Source organism: Carboxylicivirga longa (genome assembly GCF_050589825.1).
In the GTDB taxonomy this organism is placed as follows: domain Bacteria; phylum Bacteroidota; class Bacteroidia; order Bacteroidales; family Marinilabiliaceae; genus Carboxylicivirga; species Carboxylicivirga longa.
In genome coordinates this window covers 61,685-79,172 of record NZ_JBNGOZ010000013.1, presented here as the reverse complement: position 1 = coordinate 79,172, position 17,488 = coordinate 61,685, and the positions used below count along the sequence as shown (strand labels likewise).

Annotated in this window: 14 protein-coding genes; 10 read left to right on the top strand and 4 right to left on the bottom strand. The window is 42.7% G+C overall.

Going from position 1 to position 17,488, the window contains the following annotated elements:
• The first annotated feature begins 7 nt into the window (after window positions 1–7).
• The 3 genes from mnmG to uvrC are packed head-to-tail and all read left to right on the top strand — an operon-like array spanning window position 8 to window position 5,359.
• Window positions 8–1,885: a tRNA uridine-5-carboxymethylaminomethyl(34) synthesis enzyme MnmG gene (mnmG, locus tag ACRD7A_RS12480; protein WP_430811414.1), complete on the top strand. Its 1,878-nt coding sequence runs from the start codon at window positions 8–10 to the stop codon at window positions 1,883–1,885.
• A 23-nt stretch (window positions 1,886–1,908) separates the two neighbouring features.
• Window positions 1,909–3,543, top strand: a complete 1,635-nt coding sequence (gene ade, locus ACRD7A_RS12475; RefSeq protein WP_430811413.1) for an adenine deaminase — start codon at window positions 1,909–1,911, stop codon at window positions 3,541–3,543.
• Window positions 3,536–5,359 (top strand): excinuclease ABC subunit UvrC, encoded by a 1,824-nt coding sequence (uvrC, locus tag ACRD7A_RS12470; RefSeq protein ID WP_430811412.1) that lies wholly within the window; start codon window positions 3,536–3,538, stop codon window positions 5,357–5,359. The genes ade and uvrC overlap by 8 nt, the downstream gene beginning before the upstream one ends.
• Window positions 5,360–5,414: 55 nt before the next feature.
• Here the strand turns inward: uvrC and lplA are convergent, their stop codons facing one another.
• Window positions 5,415–6,401: a lipoate--protein ligase gene (gene lplA, locus ACRD7A_RS12465; protein ID WP_430811411.1), complete on the bottom strand. Its 987-nt coding sequence runs from the start codon at window positions 6,399–6,401 to the stop codon at window positions 5,415–5,417.
• A gap of 143 nt (window positions 6,402–6,544) precedes the next feature.
• On the opposite strand from lplA, the gene dtd reads away from it, so the two are divergent.
• From dtd to deoC, 3 genes are read left to right on the top strand one after another with little or no spacing between them, the layout of a single operon-like run.
• Entirely contained in the window at window positions 6,545–6,997 is a 453-nt protein-coding gene (dtd, locus tag ACRD7A_RS12460) for a D-aminoacyl-tRNA deacylase (protein ID WP_430811410.1), read from the top strand.
• Window positions 6,997–7,323, top strand: coding sequence for a nucleotide pyrophosphohydrolase (locus ACRD7A_RS12455; RefSeq protein ID WP_430811409.1), 327 nt, complete (start codon window positions 6,997–6,999; stop codon window positions 7,321–7,323). The genes dtd and ACRD7A_RS12455 overlap by 1 nt, the downstream gene beginning before the upstream one ends.
• A 49-nt stretch (window positions 7,324–7,372) precedes the next feature.
• Window positions 7,373–8,260 carry a deoxyribose-phosphate aldolase gene (deoC, locus tag ACRD7A_RS12450; protein ID WP_430811408.1) on the top strand — a complete coding sequence of 296 codons (888 nt, stop codon included), beginning with the start codon at window positions 7,373–7,375 and terminating at the stop codon, window positions 8,258–8,260.
• 37 nt (window positions 8,261–8,297) lie between these two features.
• Here the strand turns inward: deoC and ACRD7A_RS12445 are convergent, their stop codons facing one another.
• Entirely contained in the window at window positions 8,298–9,272 is a 975-nt protein-coding gene (locus ACRD7A_RS12445; RefSeq protein ID WP_430811407.1) for a polyprenyl synthetase family protein, read from the bottom strand.
• Window positions 9,273–9,464: 192 nt separating this feature from the next.
• Between ACRD7A_RS12445 and ACRD7A_RS12440 the strand changes: the two genes are divergently transcribed.
• The 3 genes from ACRD7A_RS12440 (at window position 9,465) to polA (ending at window position 13,255) form a co-directional block, all read left to right on the top strand.
• Window positions 9,465–9,767, top strand: coding sequence for an ArsR/SmtB family transcription factor (locus ACRD7A_RS12440; RefSeq protein WP_430811406.1), 303 nt, complete (start codon window positions 9,465–9,467; stop codon window positions 9,765–9,767).
• A 57-nt stretch (window positions 9,768–9,824) separates the two neighbouring features.
• Window positions 9,825–10,271 (top strand): 6-pyruvoyl trahydropterin synthase family protein, encoded by a 447-nt coding sequence (locus tag ACRD7A_RS12435; RefSeq protein WP_430811405.1) that lies wholly within the window; start codon window positions 9,825–9,827, stop codon window positions 10,269–10,271.
• A gap of 206 nt (window positions 10,272–10,477) precedes the next feature.
• Window positions 10,478–13,255, top strand: coding sequence for a DNA polymerase I (gene polA / locus ACRD7A_RS12430; protein WP_430811404.1), 2,778 nt, complete (start codon window positions 10,478–10,480; stop codon window positions 13,253–13,255).
• 128 nt (window positions 13,256–13,383) lie between these two features.
• Here the strand turns inward: polA and ACRD7A_RS12425 are convergent, their stop codons facing one another.
• Window positions 13,384–14,607, bottom strand: coding sequence for a DUF418 domain-containing protein (locus tag ACRD7A_RS12425; RefSeq protein WP_430811403.1), 1,224 nt, complete (start codon window positions 14,605–14,607; stop codon window positions 13,384–13,386).
• 172 nt (window positions 14,608–14,779) lie between these two features.
• Between ACRD7A_RS12425 and ACRD7A_RS12420 the strand changes: the two genes are divergently transcribed.
• Window positions 14,780–15,511, top strand: coding sequence for a tetratricopeptide repeat protein (locus tag ACRD7A_RS12420; protein WP_430811402.1), 732 nt, complete (start codon window positions 14,780–14,782; stop codon window positions 15,509–15,511).
• Window positions 15,512–15,648: 137 nt separating this feature from the next.
• Here ACRD7A_RS12420 and ACRD7A_RS12415 read toward each other — a convergent pair whose 3' ends face one another.
• On the bottom strand, window positions 15,649–17,370 hold the full coding sequence (locus ACRD7A_RS12415; protein WP_430811401.1) for a S41 family peptidase: 1,722 nt from the start codon (window positions 17,368–17,370) through the stop codon (window positions 15,649–15,651).
• Window positions 17,371–17,488: the final 118 nt, after the last annotated feature.

The following is a 17,488-nucleotide window of genomic DNA, read 5'->3' as shown; positions in this document are numbered from 1 at the left end:
CAAATATATGAAATTTAGTTACGATGTCATCGTCGTAGGAGGTGGGCATGCCGGCTGCGAAGCTGCTGCCGCCGCCGCAAACCTGGGCAGTAAAGTGCTGTTAATTACGATGGACATGGGTCGTTTTGCTCAAATGTCCTGTAATCCTGCCATTGGAGGTATTGCTAAGGGGCAGATTGTTAGGGAGATAGATGCCTTGGGTGGCTATACGGGTATCATTACTGATAAATCCTCAATCCAGTTCAGAATGTTGAATCGTTCGAAAGGACCGGCCATGTGGAGTCCACGAGCGCAGTGCGACCGTATGGTATTTTCATCCGAATGGCGCACACAGTTGGAAAATATTCCGAATGTGGATTTCTGGCAGGATGCTGTTACGGAATTTGTCTTCGAAGATAACATAATTAAGGGCCTTAGGACGGCAAATAATGTTACCTTCTTAACGGAGGCACTTGTGCTGACAACTGGAACCTTCCTAAATGGGCTAATGCACGTTGGCTCAGTGCAATCGGAGGGTGGGCGAGTAGCTGAACCAGCGTCAAAAGGACTTTCGGAGCAACTTTTGAGTATGGGTTTCACTGTTGGCCGCATGAAAACCGGAACACCGGTTCGTATTGACGAACGCAGTATAGATTTTAGTAAGCTAGAAGAGCAGAAGGGGGATGACGGAGATTTTTATTTCAGTTATTTGCCTTCAGAAAATAATGGTTTAAAAAAACGTAGCTGCTATATTACTTATACGAACCCAACTGTTCATAAAATTTTAGAACAAGGTTTGGATGAGTCACCCATGTATAATGGTACGATACAAAGTTTGGGTCCACGTTATTGTCCGAGCATCGAAACCAAGATTGTTACTTTCGCTGACCGAGATCGTCATCAATTATTTTTAGAGCCAGAAGGAGAAACGACTATAGAATATTATCTGAATGGATTCAGTTCATCTTTGCCTCTAAAGAATCAAATTGAAGCTTTGCGTCATGTTCCTGGTCTTGAGAATGTTAGGGTCTTTAGGCCAGGCTATGCTATTGAATATGATTTCTTTGAACCTACACAGCTTAAACACAGCCTGGAAACTAAGAGGATTCAAAATTTATTTTTCGCCGGCCAGATAAACGGCACCACAGGGTACGAAGAGGCTGCTGCTCAGGGACTTATGGCTGGTATTAATGCTCATCAAAAGAGGATTGGGGCTGAAGCTTTCGTTCTATCCCGCGATGAAGCGTATATAGGTGTCTTAATTGATGATTTGGTTACCAAAGGTGTGGATGAGCCCTATCGCATGTTCACTTCCCGTGCAGAGTATCGTATTTTGTTGCGGCAAGATGATGCTGATGTGCGTTTAACACCAAAGAGCTTTGAATTGGGCCTAGCCGGTGAAGATCGTCTTGTGCATCTTAATCAGAAGATTGCCTTGCGAGATCGTCTTATCGTTTTCCTTAAAAATTTTAGTGTTAAGCCCGCATTGATTAATGACTGGTTGGAAACCAAGGGTACAAGTCCATTAAGGCAAGGAGTGAAGTTGGTAGATATTCTTATGCGGCCACAAATTCGGATAGCCGATTTATTGGAGGGTGTTGCTCCTTTTGCAGAATTTGTAAATGAGCTCTGTACCGATCGAGTGGAGGAAATTCTGGAATCTGCTGAAATCATTCTGAAATATTCTGGCTATATCAATCGGGAGCGTATGTTGGCAGATAAGCTTAAGCGCCTCGAGCATCTAAAGATTCAAGAGCGTTTTGATTATGCGTCTATAAAATCATTATCAACAGAAGCCCGCCAAAAATTAACAAAGATCCAACCCGAGACCATTGGGCAGGCGAGCCGGATTTCTGGAGTCTCGCCAAGTGACATCAATGTGCTTCTGGTGCTGTTGGGTCGCTAATGTTCCACGTGAAACAAATTGAAATGATTATTGAAGGAAATATTGTAGATGTACACCAAAGGGATATTTATCCGGCTGCTGTACATATCGAAGAGGGACGAATTGTGAAAATTATTCGAACTTCAAAGGAGTACAAAAATTTTATTTTGCCTGGTCTCGTGGATAGTCACGTGCATATCGAAAGTAGCATGTTAATTCCGTCACGTTTTGCTGCCTTGGTTGTTCCACGTGGAACGGTAGCTATTGTGTCAGATCCCCATGAGATTGCCAATGTGAATGGGGTAGGAGGTGTGGAGTATATGATGCGCGATGCTGAAAAGGTTCCACTTAAATGTTTCTTTGGAGTACCTTCTTGCGTGCCGGCCACGGATTTTGAAACTTCAGGAGGGAGGATTGAGCCGGCGGATGTGGAGTACTTATTGAAGGGAGGTGCCTGTTTTTTAGCAGAGATGATGAATTTTCCCGGGGTGGTTCATGGCGATTCTGTGGTGAAGGCAAAGTTAGATTTGGCCAAACAGTTTAGGGTTCCCATCGACGGACATGCTCCTGGATTGTTAGGAGATGATTTAAAAAGTTATGCCCAGGCAGGAATTACTACCGATCACGAGTCTGCTACTCTTGAAGAGGCTCAGGAAAAAATTGCATTGGGTATTAAAACTCAAATTAGAGAGGGGAGTGCCGCACGTAATTTCGAGGCCTTGCATCCTCTGATTCAGTCGCAACCTTACGATACTATGCTGTGTACTGATGATAGTCATCCTGATCTTATATTGGATCAAGGTCATATCGACCGGCTGATTCGTTTGGGTTTATCTAAAGGTTATTCCATATTTGATTTATATCAAGCGGCTGTGCTCAATCCGGTTGCCCACTATAATTTGCCGGTGGGCTTATTGCAGGAAGGTGATCCTGCTGATTTTATTGTGGTAGATACCCTTGAGGATTTTAGAGTATTGTCTACTTATATTGATGGTAAAAAAGTGGCAGAACATGGTGAAGCTAACTTTAACTTACCGGCAGTAGAGCCGATCAATAACTTTAATTGTACGCTTCCTCTAGCTCAGGATCTGCAAATTATAGCCCCAAAAGATAATCCTCAGGTGCAAATTTTGGTAGCAGAGGATGGTGATTTATTAACAGATGCTGAAATTTGGAAGCCTAAAATTCGAATGGGAGAGGTGATTTTGGCTGATCCAGAACAGGATATTGCCAAGATTATTGTGCTTAATCGCTATAAAAAAGCTGCTCCAGTTGTTGGTTTTATTAAGAATTTTGGACTGAAAAAGGGCGCTTTCGCCGGTTCTGTTGCTCACGATAGTCATAATATTGTAGCCATAGGTGTTGATGATGACTCTTTATTAAGGGTTATTGCGGCAGTTATAAATGCGCAGGGAGGGATTGCAGCAGCCAACCAACAAGACGAGATGTTGCTGGAATTGCCTATAGCCGGACTGATGTCGGCTAGTGATGGTAACCTTGTGGCTGAGCGATATAAGGAATTGAATGCTTTTGTGAGGGAGATGGGATGTACGCTCAAAGCTCCATTTATGACCATGGCTTTTATGTCCTTATTGGTTATTCCTACTCTTAAGATTGGTGACCAAGGGCTGTTTGATGTCTCAACTTTTAAGTTTACAAGCTTATTTATTGATGAATAATTTACTTGATGATCGTCAGGAAAGAATCAAACTATTAGTACAGGCAATGCCGGATATGCCCGGTGTATATCAGTACTTTAATGATGAAGGTCGTATCATCTATATTGGTAAGGCTAAAAATTTAAAAAAGCGGGTAGGGTCGTATTTTAATAAGCAGCACGAGGATGGTAAGACGCGTATATTGGTGCGAAAGATCGCCGATATTAAGCATCTTGTTGTGGATACGGAAGAAGATGCCTTGCTTCTTGAGAATAATCTGATCAAGAAGTATCAGCCTCGATATAATATTTTGCTTAAAGATGATAAGTCTTTTCCTTATATCGTTATTAAGAATGAACCCTATCCGCGTGTGTTTCAAACGCGCCGATTGGTACGCGATGGAAGTACCTATTATGGTCCGTATACCTCGGTGGGGATGGTGCGTACCCTAATAGAATTGTTTCGTCAGATCTATCCTTTGCGTACCTGTAAGCACGCTTTAATCCATGAAAATATTAGGGCTGGTAAGTTTCGAGAGTGTCTGGAATTTCATATTGGTAAGTGTAAAGCTCCGTGTGTGGGCCGCTTTGATGAGGAAAAATACCTGGAAAATATAGCTTCGATAAAGGATATTTTGAATGGAAATATCACATCGGTTCTTAAATATATGCACCAAGTGATGATGAATTACGCCGATTCCTTGGAGTTTGAGCGTGCGGAAGAGGTGAAAAATAAGATAAATATACTGAAAGGTTACCAAAGTAAGTCCACTGTGGTTAATCCAAAAATCACCAATGTGGATGTTTTTAGCATTATTTCAGACGAAAAAGCCGCTTTCGTTAACTTCTTGAGGGTAATTAATGGGGCAGTTATTCAGTCTCACACCATGGAATTTCGAAAGAAATTAGCTGAATCAGACGAAGAAATTCTTCTTTTGGCGCTCTCAGAAATGCAAAATAGGCTGCAATTTTTGGCTCGTGAGGTCTTGGTTCCGCTGCAATTGGATATTGAATTAGAGCGTACAAAGTTACTTATTCCGAAGATTGGGGATAAGAAAATGCTGATGGAGCTATCCGAGCGGAATGTAAAATACTACCGATTGGATAAGTTAAAGCAGCAGTCATTGCACAAAAAGGAGCCACGAGAAGAGCGATTACTAAAAGTAATGCAGGCCGATTTGCGACTTAAAAACTTACCGCGACATATTGAATGCTTTGATAATTCCAATATACAGGGTACGAATCCTGTGGCTGCGTGTGTGGTTTTTCGTAACGGAAAGCCTTACAAAAAAGATTATCGCCATTTTAATATTAAGACTGTGGAGGGGCCCAATGATTTTGCCTCTATGGAGGAGGTGGTGTATAGACGTTATAAACGCTTAAAAGATGAGGGAGCTGACTTGCCCCAGCTGGTGGTTATTGATGGTGGAAAGGGACAGTTGGGATCGGCAGTGAGAATATTACGGGAACTGGACTTGCACGAGAAGATCGCTGTGATAGGTATTGCGAAGCGGCTGGAAGAAATCTTTTATCCCGGAGATCCCATTCCTTTATATCTTGACAAAAATTCAGAGACGCTAAAAGTTATTCAGCATTTGCGTAACGAAGCGCATCGCTTTGGTATTACTTTCCACCGGCAGAAACGATCGATAAATTTTATCAATTCAGCGCTTAATGAAATTCCTGGTGTAGGCGACAAGACGATTGAGCAATTGTTCAAACATTTTAAGTCATTTAACAAAATTAAAGGCGCTACACTAGCGGATTTAAAAGATGCCGTAGGAGTGGATAAGGCTAGGCGAGTCTATTCGTATTTTAATGAAGGTAACAATGTGTAGTTGTCACTTAATCAATGATTTGTGGAGTTTTGTTAATTTTGTAGATGTTGCTCTTTTAGGAGAAAAAGCCGCGTTCAATTCGTTGAAGATCTTCTTGGCTTAATTGGCTGTATTGTATTTGCGATATTATATCTTTAATTAAATAGGAGCTGTGTTGAATTCCTAACATTTTGTGAGAAATATTTTCGAGCAGGAAATTTAGATTTTTGTCTGAAGAAAGGAGATTGCAATCGGTGATGCGTCCCTTTTCCACCTGCAGAAATGCTTTGATGCGTGCATTATTTGTAAGGCGATAAGTCCTGTTTAAGCTAAAGTTGGGACTGTAGCCATAGTTCCATTCCCAAGTGGTGTATTTAGTTTCTGTATAGGCCTTAATTTGTGCTTCTGCATCCTTGTTTAATTCAAGTTTACTGCTGGTTTTATAGTAGGCTAGTAAATAATTAAAGATGTATTGCGTAAAGGAGGGATAATCTATTTTGCTTTGCAGGTGATCATAGATGTTGGTTACTTCACTTCTTACCGACTTAACGGCCTTATCTTTAATGCTTAGTGGGTTTGTTTTTAATGCCTCGTTTAAGGTGTTCAGATCGGCCTTAAAGAGGAGGGTTCCGTGGTGCATCACACGGTTTTTATATACATGGGAGGCGTTGCCCGATATTTTCTTTCCGTCAATTTGGATGTCGTGGCGTTTTCCGAAGGTGGCCTCTATGCCCAATTCACGCAGGGCCATCAGAATAGGTTCAGAGTACCGGGCGAAGTTTACCAGTTGACCTTTTTCGCCAGTTTTAATAAAGCAAAAATTAAGGTTGTAGGGATCGTGATAAACGGTGCCCCCACCGGATAAACGACGATAAACCGGGAGGTTTTTCCTTTGTATAAAGTCGTAGTTGATTTCACCCAGGGTATTTTGGTGTTTGCCCACAATGATAGAAGGTTCATTGGTGTATAAAAAGAATACATCCTCCTGGGTATGACGAAGCAGGTATTCTTCGGTGGCCAGGTTATAGGCGGGGTTTGTATGTTTACTCAAAAGTCCTTTCATCGAAGTAAGTTATATGATTGTTCGTTCTCCAAATAACCCCTAAGGGCTTATTTTGTTTCCAATAGACCAATTGGTCGGTTATTTATTATTACATTCTTTACATTTTAAAGATAAGTTGTATTTTCGTTTTTAAAATTTAAGTTATGCGTTTGGTAATACAAAGGGTTAAAAATGCCTCTGTTAGTGTAGATGGGAAGCTTAAGTCAGCTATTTCCGAGGGTTTAATGATCCTATTGGGGATTGAACAGGATGATGATGCGACAGACATTGAGTGGCTGGTGAAAAAGCTTACCGGACTTCGAATCTTCGATGATGAGAAAGGTATGATGAACCGGTCTGTTCAGGACATTCAGGGTGCTTTTTTAGTCATTAGTCAGTTTACCCTGCATGCACGTACTAAAAAGGGAAACAGACCCTCATATGTAGATGCAGCAGGGCCTGATGTGGCCATTCCTCTGTACAAAGATTTTGTACGAATGCTGCGTGAGGCAAGCGGCCTGGAGGTGGCTACAGGTGAATTTGGTGCCAATATGCAGGTGAGTCTTGTTAACGATGGTCCTGTTACTATAATAATTGATTCTAAAAGAAGAGAATAATGGAGTTATCGGAAGTGCAGAAGGAAGTAGATCGATGGATTAAGACCTATGGGGTGCGCTATTTCAGCGAGCTAACTAATATGGCTATTCTTACTGAGGAAGTGGGTGAGTTGGCCCGTGTGGTAGCCCGTAAATACGGCGATCAATCTTCAAAGGAAAGCGATTTACATCATGATTTGGCCGATGAGATGGCCGATGTGCTTTGGGTACTTGTGTGTATGGCTAATCAAACGGGAGTTGATCTGGAGGCTGCTTTTGCTAAAAACATGGCTAAAAAAACCGATCGTGATGCTTCCCGTCATCTGAATAATAAGAAATTAAAATAATAATTAAACAGGCCGGCATCCTGGTGTTGGCGGCATTAACTTTAGGATTATGGAAGGACTGATGGACAAATATCCGTTTACTATTTCTGAAGCTGCCATGGCGGCGGCTATAGGGCAGGCAAAAAGTGATGTGGATGCCCTGAAAGGCGATACTGATGTATTGAAACTATTATTTAGTTGTATTGATTTAACATCCCTGTATACAGAGGATTCTGCTGATAGTATTCGCGAATTTGTGGAAAAAGTAAATGATTTACCCATGCATTTTAAAGATATGCCGCAGGTGGCTGCCATGTGTGTCTATCCGGTATTTGCTCCGGTGCTTAAAACAGGCCTTAAAGATGCACAGATTGGACGTGCTGTGGTGGCAGCCGGTTTTCCTTCATCGCAAACTTTTTTGGATGTAAAAAGGCTGGAAACACAACGCGCTATTGATTTTGGTGCCAATGAGATTGATATTGTAATATCAGTGGGCGAACTTTTAGATGGTAACTATGAGTTTGTGGGAGAGGAGATTAATAGTATAAAAGGGGTGATGGGAGATGCTCACCTGAAGGTAATTCTGGAATCGGGTACCTTGAAGCCTGAAGAAGTGTGGACGGCAAGTATGATTGCCATAGAGAATGGTGCTGATTTTATCAAGACATCAACCGGTAAGCAACAGCCCGCTGCCACTTTTGAAGCCGCTTATGTGATGCTGTCGGCCATAAAAAAGTACTACGATGAAACCGGTAAAAAGATTGGTTTTAAGCCGGCCGGTGGTATTTCAAATGCCGAAGAGGCGCTGGTGTATTACAAATTGGTAAAGACGATATGTGGTGATGAATGGCTCAATAATAAGTTGTTCCGTATTGGGGCCAGTCGTCTGGCTAATAATCTGTTGTCGGACATTGCCGAGGCCGAAAATGGCTATCGCAAGGAGATTAAATACTTCTAAGAAACAAACTGAGGGGCGTATTATTAGTAATGCACCCCTATTTTTTTCTTTTTAGAGTGTAATCAACCATCGTCAGTAAGGCTTTCTTAGCTGCTGAGTCATCGTAATTGGCCAGGTTATTTTTGGCTTTTTCAGCATATATCTCCATCTGTTCATTGGCATATTCAATGCCGCCGTTGGCCTTTACGAAAGCGATTATTTCCTGTACTTTCTTCTCGTTTTTATGATGACGGCGAATCAGACGCAAAATGCGTTTTTGCTCTTTTTTGTTCGCCTTATTCAAGGCATAAATCAGGGGTAAAGTAAGTTTCTTTTCTTTGATGTCGTTGCCGGTAGGTTTGCCAATCAAGCCGTTTTGTTCGTAGTCAAATAAGTCATCACGTATTTGAAAGGCTACGCCCAGGTTCTCACCAAACTCGGCCATATTGCTCAGCTGCTCGCCTTGTGTACCTACCGATAGGGCACCGGCCTTGGTGCAGGCGGCAATGAGGGTAGCTGTTTTTTTACGAATAATTTCGTAGTAAACTTCTTCGGTAATATCCAGTTTCCTCGATTTCTCAATTTGCAGGAGCTCACCTTCGGCCATTTCGCTCACAGCGTTGGACACCACTTTTAGCACATCAATTTGGCCGGTATCCAAGGAAAGGCTCAGTCCTTTCGAAAGGAAAAAGTCGCCTACCAGCACCGCTACCTTCGATTTCCACAGGGCATTGATGCTGAAAAAACCGCGACGCTGATAGGTTTCGTCCACCACATCATCATGAATGAGCGTAGCCGTATGTAACAGCTCTATTAGTGTGGCGGATATATAACTGGCTTCGCTCACTTCACCATTTAATTTAGCTGACAGAAACACCAGCATGGGACGCATTTGTTTGCCCTTGCGACGCAGCACATAATTGGTAATGATATCCAGAAGGGGAATTTTGGATTTAAGTTGTTCCTTAAAAAAAGGTTCAAACGCTTTCATTTCCTCCTTAATCGGCGCTTTGATGAGTGCTGTATCAGCCATATTTTTTCTTTTCGGTGCGTGTTGCGTTTCGTTTATTTCTGACAGGCGCCAAATTTAATGATTATTCAGCATTTAGTTCAACATATTGATATAATCTAAATATTTAAATATTTTTGCCCTTCAATAATGTTAATATACCAAGATAGTTATATATTTGCATTTGTAAGTATTTTATTAGACAATTGCTTAGTTATGAAGATAAAAGATTTAGATACCGAGATGTTGGATCGGGCTGCCGGTATGCTTAAAGCCATTGCTCACCCCATGCGCATTGCTATTTTAAGTCATTTGGAAGATGGAAATAAGTTAACGGTAACGGAAATACATAAGCTGTTGGATATTGAGCAGTCAACCACCTCGCATCACTTGGGTATTTTAAAGGATAAAGGGGTGCTGGCCAGCGAAAGGCATGGTAAAAATACTTTTTACTACCTGAAGCACAATAGCTTGCGTAACATTGTAGATTGTGTAAGTAAGTGTACAATTGTAAAGTGAAATATTAGAGGATGTTATTGAAAGGCTGATTAAAGCGGTCTTTTTTACGAAGGGGATATGGGAAAAATACGATTGACAAAAGAATTTAGGTTTGAGATGGCGCATGCCCTCTGGAATTACGATGGCCTGTGTAAAAACCTGCACGGTCATTCTTATATATTGAATGTAACGGTTATAGGAGAGCCTGTGAAGGATGAGAGCAATCCTAAGTTGGGCATGGTGATGGATTTTGGTGATTTGAAGCAGATTGTGAATGAAGAAATTGTGGATAAGCTGGATCATGCAGTGGTGCTAAATAAAAAAGCACCGGCAGCGCAGTTACTTGCCCTGCCGCAGATGGCAGAACGCTACGAGTTAGTGGATTATCAGCCTACCTGTGAGAATATGCTGTTTGACTTTGCCGAACGTATCAAAAAACGTTTGCCGGCCACCATACAGTTATTTAGTTTAAAGCTGAACGAGACAGCCACCAGTTATGCAGAGTGGTATGCAAGTGATAATTGATTAGCTATTGATTGTTAATCATTAGCTTCAAAAAAGGGGGGAAATGAATAAATCATTTCTCCTTTTTTATTTTATCCCAAGCTGTAAATGAACGACTCGCTAAAAGTTGGTAGCTGTTAGGTTTCGTCAAGTCATAAATAAGCCTTCCACTATCGGGTATCAGCTAACAGCTTTTTATATCTTAGCAAAAAAATCAGAAGAAAGCCATGGCAGACGAAAAGAAAGATTTGTATTTACTGGACGCTTATGCTCTTATATTCAGGGCTTATTATGCGTTTATTCGTAACCCACGCATCAATTCAAAGGGGTTTAATACCTCTGCCGTTTTCGGCTTCACCAATTCCTTACTTGAGATACTAACCAAAGAAAATCCTTCGCACATCGCGGTGGTTTTTGACCCTTCCGGACCTAATTTTCGACACCAGGAATTTCCCGAGTATAAAGCTAATCGTGAGGCCACACCCGAAGATATTAAGCTTTCAGTTCCTTATATCAAACAACTGATTGAAGCCCTTAATATTCCTGTAATTGTGAAGGATGGGTTTGAGGCCGATGACGTGATAGGTACTCTCTCAGCAAAGGCTTCATCGGCGGGTTATACCACTTATATGGTGACGCCCGATAAGGACTATGCCCAGCTGGTGAAGGAGAATGTGTTCATGTATAAGCCACGAAGCAAAGGCGGTGGTATCGATATATGGGGTATCGATCAGGTGAAGGATAAGTTTGAGGTGGAATCGCCCATGCAGGTGATCGATATATTGGCTTTGTGGGGCGATGCAGCTGATAACATACCGGGTTGTCCGGGTGTGGGTGAGAAAAGAGCCAAAGATTTGATCAAAAACTTTGGTAGCATAGCAGGTATCTACGAGCATATAGATGAGCTGAAGGGTAAGCAGAAAGAGAATATGGTGAATTTCCGCGAGCAGGTGGAACTGTCTTATCGACTGGCTACCATACGACTGGATGTACCTGTGGAGTTGGAGCCCGATCGCTTAAAAATGGAGAAGCCCAACATGGAGGCCATCCACCAGCTTTTTGACGAGCTTGAATTCAAAAATCTGGCAGCTCGTGTTACGCAGTTGTTTGGTACGGCACCTGTGCAGGGCGATTTGTTTGGAGCGCCGGTAACAGCTTCTGAGTCTGTTGCTGAAGAAGCCTTCACTTCTCATCAAGCATTAAAGGATGTAGTGCATCATTACTACCTGGTTGATAATGAACAAAAGCTGGCTTCTTTACGTGCTGAGTTAAGCACGAAACCTCAATTTTGCTTCGATACGGAGACCACTTCGGTACATGCCATGGAGGCGGAGCTTGTAGGCATGTCATTCTCCTGGAAAGCGCATGAGGCCTACTATGTGCCGGTGATGGATAAGGGTCAGGTTAATAAGGATATTATTGCTTCATTTAAAGCCGTATTTGAGGATGATAGCATTACTAAAATAGGGCAGAATCTGAAGTACGATATGCTGGTGCTAAAGAATTACGGCATTGATGTAAAAGGACCGTATTTCGATACCATGGTGGCGCATCATCTGCTGTATCCGGGACTGAAAAACGGGATGGATTTTATGGCCGAAACCTACCTTAATTATTCACCCATTGCCTATGAGACGATTGTAGGACCCAAAGGAAAGAAGCAAAAGAATATGCGCGATATAGCGCAGGATAACGTACTGGATTACGCGGCTGAAGATGCTGATGTGACCCTTCAGTTGGCGGATAAGTTTCAGAAGGAGTTGAAGGAAAGTGCAGTAGAGAAATTGTTTTACGATATTGAAATGCCGCTGGTGAAAGTGTTGGCCGACATGGAGTTTGAAGGCGTGATGCTGGATGATGCTGCCCTGGCTGATTTCGCACAGAAACTAAGGGAGCAAATTATTGCCTTGGAGAAAAGCATTGAGGAACTTGCCGGGCGTAGCTTTAATATTGCCAGCCCAAAGCAGGTGGGTGAGATCTTATTTGAGCACCTGAAGATTGATGCGAAGGCCAAAAAGACCAAGAGTGGTCAGTATAGCACCAACGAAGAAACTCTTCAGAAGCTGAAGGATAAGCACGAGATTATACCGGCCATATTGGATTATCGCGGCTTGGTCAAGCTCCTGAATACCTACGTGGAGGCTTTGCCCAAACTCATTAATGAGAAAACCGGTAAGATACACACAAGTTATAGCCAGGCCACTGTGGTGACAGGGCGCCTGAGCAGTAATAATCCCAACCTGCAGAATATACCCATCCGTGATGAGAACGGGAAGGAGATACGAAAGGCCTTTACCGCTTCCGATGAGGAACACCTGTTTCTGTCAGCTGACTACTCCCAGGTGGAGTTGCGTTTAATGGCGCATTTTAGCAAGGATCAGGACTTGATTGCGGCCTTTCAACGGGGCGAGGATATTCACGCGGCTACTGCGGCCAAAATATTTAAGGTGCCTTTGGAGGAAGTTACTTCTGATATGCGCCGGAAGGCCAAAACGGCCAACTTTGGTATTATCTACGGTATCTCGGCTTTTGGCCTGGCCGAGCGCCTAACCATACCGCGCAAGGAAGCCAAAGAGATTATTGATGGTTACTTCGAGAGTTTTCCGGGGGTGAAGCAGTTTATGGATGACTGTATTGCCAAGGCACGCGAGAAAAACTACGTGGAGACTCTTTATGGACGTAAGCGCAATCTGAGCGATATCAACTCAAAAAATGGGGTAGTGCGCGGTATGGCGGAACGAAACGCCATTAATGCGCCCATTCAGGGCACGGCTGCCGATATTATTAAGCAGGCTATGGTGAATATTCAGAAGCGATTTGAGGCTGAAGAATTAGCTTCTAAAATGATTCTACAGGTGCACGATGAATTGAACTTTGATGTGCTGAAAAATGAGTTGGAGCAGGTGAAGACCATCGTAAAGGAAGAAATGGAAAATGCCATTGAGCTTTCTGTTCCCTTCGAGGTAGAAATGGGCGTGGGAATCAACTGGCTGGAAGCGCATTAACAGTTAGGCTGTTCATGACTCGTTTTGATTCTGCTTAAGGAGTAGGAATAAGATATACAAAATCGCATCCCTTGGATAATTCCAGACAGGGATGCGATTTTTTTTTTATGACTTAAAAAGAAAGCTCCCTATCGTTTGAAAGGTAGCTTTTTATGATAGCTAAGGCAGCGCCATAGCCATTCCAAAGGGCCATATCTAAAATGCTTTAACCAAAGGGGTGATATAAATAATATGAGTGCCCATATAATTAGGGTGATAAGCATTTGCTGAAGGCGTGTTACTTTTCCAAACAGGGCGAGACCATGTCCGTAAAATAGCAGGCTGGCAATTAAGGACATCAGTATGTAATTACTGAATGCCATTCGTCCCACTGCAGATAAAGTACGCTTAAAGCTTGTAAAGGAGCGGGATTGTGTCACTAACATTATTAGGGCTACATATCCCAGGGCTACCATCACACTCGCAAAATAATTGGGCAGATAGCCAAAAAACAGGGCATACTCAAAGCTCCACTGTCGGGTAATGAGCTCCCACACTCCATAAGTACTCAGGCCATAACCACCTATTAAACCTATTGCGGCCATCCGTATGTAATAGGCCTTCGATTTGCAAGCCTGCAGCACGCCCGTTTTAAAGAGCGCCATGCCCAATAGCATAAGGGCGCTGATACGCCAAAAAAAGCTGCTAAAGAAGAGGAAGGTCTGCATCATCAGGGCGTGTTGACCGCGCACCTGCATCTGCTCGGAAAAGCGTCCTCGCATGGCTTGTAGCTCCCAATCGATATTTTCCTTATTGGGTTGCCAAAATTCCCGTGTGCCTTCCAGCTGTGCTTCGGGCCAGTAGGACATGGTAGCGCCTGAAAATATATTGAACAAGGCCGGAAGGATAAATAGAAAGGAAGCCAATATTAATAAGCCTCGGGGTTTCATCTTGCGAAACAGATACACAAAGGCTCCACACAGGCTGTAGGTCACCAGTATATCGCCATACCAAATAAGATAGGCATGTAGCATGCCAAAAATAAATAACCAGAAAAGGCGGTAGTATTGAAGAAGTCCGGGTGCCTTGCCCTCTTGCTTTCTTCGTTCGTACATAAGGATGATGCCTGCACCAAAGAGCAGGGAGAAGATGCTGAGGAACTTTTCGCTCGCCAGTATATGGCTGAGTATCCAAACCCAAAGGTTCAGGCCGTTTAAATCGCCGTATGCTGTTGGGTTGATATAGGCCGTAAAAATCATTGAAAAACTTTGAATATTCAGAATAAGAATGCCCAAAACGGCCACACCACGCAGCATGTCAATAGATAAAATGCGTTCAGTAGTATAGCTTGTTGTTAGATTGTTTGTTTTCATTGTATTAGGATTGGTGATGTTTCATGCCTTTACTTATAGTTTCGGTATTTGTTGTTTGGAAATAAGAAAGGAAGTTAATATTTTGCATTCTGATAATCAATATATTGTATAGTCAAATAATTACGATGTTTGTTGTATAAGTCCATTTATCTTGCCTTTAGACACAAGTACCATGAAAAACCTGACTTTTTTAATCTTGGCTATTTTCTCATCTCTTTTGCTTACTCATGCCCAAGAGCCCTATTATTTCAGCAATGATACATCGCATTTTATCAAGGTGGATGGTGAGGATATTCGTGCTTATCTGGCTAAGAATCTAAGTTATCCAATTTCTGTTGCTAAGAGTAAAAGAATTGGCACCATGATAGGATGTGTACGCGTTACGCCAAATGCCGAATTGGTGGATGTTTTTGTAGTTAATTCTGTCGCATCGTCATTGGATGCTATTTTTATTTCGACTCTAAAGCATGCCTTTAAAAAACGGCAAACTTCCGTAAACGAATTGCGTGATACTACTGATTTTTTTATTCAGGTCAAATACACTTTAGGGAAAGAACGCGGAGACCCTTATGATTTTCATGTGGAGCCTAATAAGGGTATATATAATTTGAGCAAAGAAATAATTCTGGTCCTTTACATTCCGGTTGCTGGGTGGCTTATGAGTGATGAGGAAGTCTTTACACCCATTAATAGTTTGTATCAGGCCGGCAACTATAAAAAGTGTATCCATTATTTAGATGAGTTAATACGGCGTAATCCTTTTAATGAAGACATCGTTTTTATGAGAGCCAATGCCTATGCACGCTTGGGTAAAATGAAAGAGGCCAAAGCAGATTACAATTATCTCCGTTATTTTCTGAGAAGTGCCAAGCATGAAAGGCTGGATACCTTGTTTGACATGTAGTTGGAGTGCCGGATGATGAAACGGTTTATGCTAAGGTAACTGATTTAATTTAGGTGTATTGTCGCTATCTAATCCTAACTTAAAAGAAAAGCGCCTACCAATCGGTAAGCGCTTTTTCAATTATTGATGATGTTTTTTTAGCTTTTCTTAGTGCGCGAAGGGCGGTCGCCGGCGTGGCTGGCCACCGTGCCGTTGAGTAGTCCCGTGTACTGCTCTTTGTCTTTCAACAGGCGGGCTGCTTCGTCTAATTCAATATCCTTTTGTAATCCGGCCTTAATGGCACCTTTTTGGTAGTAGTAACGCTTGGTTATTTCCAATACCATTAATTCTTTTATTTCATCTTCAAACTGGCGCATATCCTTTTCTATATCCAGCTTCAAATGCTCTTCCAGCAGGGCAAAGTCATCTTTCGATTTTTCGTAGTATCCTTCGCGCTTGGCGGTTTTCACCAGGTCTTTAAACTTCTCCTGCGATAAAGACTCGTATCTGAAATCGTCCTTGGCCTTCACAAAATCAATAAAACGATCGTACTCTTCTTTCGAGACGATAAAATCTTCAGGCGCTGCTATGCTCTTGTTACGCAATACAAAATCTGTAGCGAAGTCAAATATCATCTGCTGCACCACCAGGGCAAAGGTTACGTTGGCGTATTTGGGCGATTTAATCATAATATCGGGCGATATGCCACCACCATCAAACACCGTGCGACCATTTTTTGTTTGGTACTCACTAATCAGGGAGTCGGCCACAAAACCTACGGCACCATCCTCATCGCGGTGGGTGTAATCCAGGGCTTGTATGCAACGTCCTGAAGGGATGTAATACTTGGCGGTGGTAACCTTTAGCTTGGCATTGTACGACAGGTTGCGCGTGGTTTGTACAAGTCCCTTACCAAAGGAGCGTTGTCCCAGAATAACAGCACGATCCAAATCCTGTAGTGCACCCGATACAATCTCTGATGCCGATGCCGATCCGCGACTGATCAAAACTGCCAGAGGCATTACCGTATCGATGGGCTGGCGCATGGCCTTGTAGGTTTTGTCCCACTGCTTTACCTTACCGCGTGTGCTCACCACTTCGGAGCCCGAGGGCACAAACAGGTTCACAATCTTAACGGCTTCGTCGAGCAAGCCACCCGGGTTAGCCCGCAGATCCAACACCACGCTTTTGGCGCCCTGTTTATCGCGCAGGTCAAGAAAGGCTTTCTCTATCTCGCGGCTACAGTCCTGCGTAAAGTTATTGAGTTGTATAATACCCGTCTCATCATTGATCATGCCGTAGTAGGGCACCGGGTTAATGCTTATTTTCTTACGTGTAAGCTCATAGCTGATGGGTTTTTTCTCACCGGGACGTTCTACCTTTATTTTCAGGGAGGTATTGGCCGGTCCCTTGAGCATCTCACTCACATCGGGTGTTTTCTTACCCACCATGTTTTTACCGTCGATCTCCAGTATTTTATCACCGGCTTTTAGTCCGGCATTAGAAGCCGGGAAACCCTCGTAGGGCTCGGCAATTACCACGTAATCACCACGCTGAGATATGAGGGAGCCTATGCCGCCGTATTCACCGGTGGTCATAAAACGAAAATCCTCCATGTCCGATTCGGGAATATAAGTGGTGTAAGGATCCAGAGACTCCAGCATATTATCGATGCCGGTGGAGATGAGTTTTTCTGGATCGGTCTCATCCACATAGTAGCTGTTCAGCTCGCGAAACAGGGTGTAGAAAATATCGAGGTTCTTAACAACATCGAAGTTACGCTTATCATCGTTAAAACTGTAAATACCCAGCAGCATCACCACAACAAGCGAAAGGCCTGTTATCCATCTAAGCCTGGGACTTCTCAAAAAATTATTCATATCCAGCAATTAAAAGTTATACCTGTGTTATTGTTAGGCGCTTGGTTGCTATGCCGCCTGCCTGAAAAGTGCGGGAAACAAAGTTAATATTTCATCTAAAAGTATCAAGATGCTTGTT

Bases quoted from the DNA above. Each gene is read 5' to 3' on its own strand.
- mnmG (WP_430811414.1), top strand. From the start codon at position 8: ATGAAATTTAGTTACGATGTCATCGTCGTAGGAGGTGGGCATGCCGGC.
- ade (WP_430811413.1), top strand. From the start codon at position 1,909: ATGATTATTGAAGGAAATATTGTAGATGTACACCAAAGGGATATTTAT.
- uvrC (WP_430811412.1), top strand. From the start codon at position 3,536: ATGAATAATTTACTTGATGATCGTCAGGAAAGAATCAAACTATTAGTA.
- lplA (WP_430811411.1), bottom strand. From the start codon at position 6,401: ATGAAAGGACTTTTGAGTAAACATACAAACCCCGCCTATAACCTGGCC.
- dtd (WP_430811410.1), top strand. From the start codon at position 6,545: ATGCGTTTGGTAATACAAAGGGTTAAAAATGCCTCTGTTAGTGTAGAT.
- ACRD7A_RS12455 (WP_430811409.1), top strand. From the start codon at position 6,997: ATGGAGTTATCGGAAGTGCAGAAGGAAGTAGATCGATGGATTAAGACC.
- deoC (WP_430811408.1), top strand. From the start codon at position 7,373: ATGGAAGGACTGATGGACAAATATCCGTTTACTATTTCTGAAGCTGCC.
- ACRD7A_RS12445 (WP_430811407.1), bottom strand. From the start codon at position 9,272: ATGGCTGATACAGCACTCATCAAAGCGCCGATTAAGGAGGAAATGAAA.
- ACRD7A_RS12440 (WP_430811406.1), top strand. From the start codon at position 9,465: ATGAAGATAAAAGATTTAGATACCGAGATGTTGGATCGGGCTGCCGGT.
- ACRD7A_RS12435 (WP_430811405.1), top strand. From the start codon at position 9,825: ATGGGAAAAATACGATTGACAAAAGAATTTAGGTTTGAGATGGCGCAT.
- polA (WP_430811404.1), top strand. From the start codon at position 10,478: ATGGCAGACGAAAAGAAAGATTTGTATTTACTGGACGCTTATGCTCTT.
- ACRD7A_RS12425 (WP_430811403.1), bottom strand. From the start codon at position 14,607: ATGAAAACAAACAATCTAACAACAAGCTATACTACTGAACGCATTTTA.
- ACRD7A_RS12420 (WP_430811402.1), top strand. From the start codon at position 14,780: ATGAAAAACCTGACTTTTTTAATCTTGGCTATTTTCTCATCTCTTTTG.
- ACRD7A_RS12415 (WP_430811401.1), bottom strand. From the start codon at position 17,370: ATGAATAATTTTTTGAGAAGTCCCAGGCTTAGATGGATAACAGGCCTT.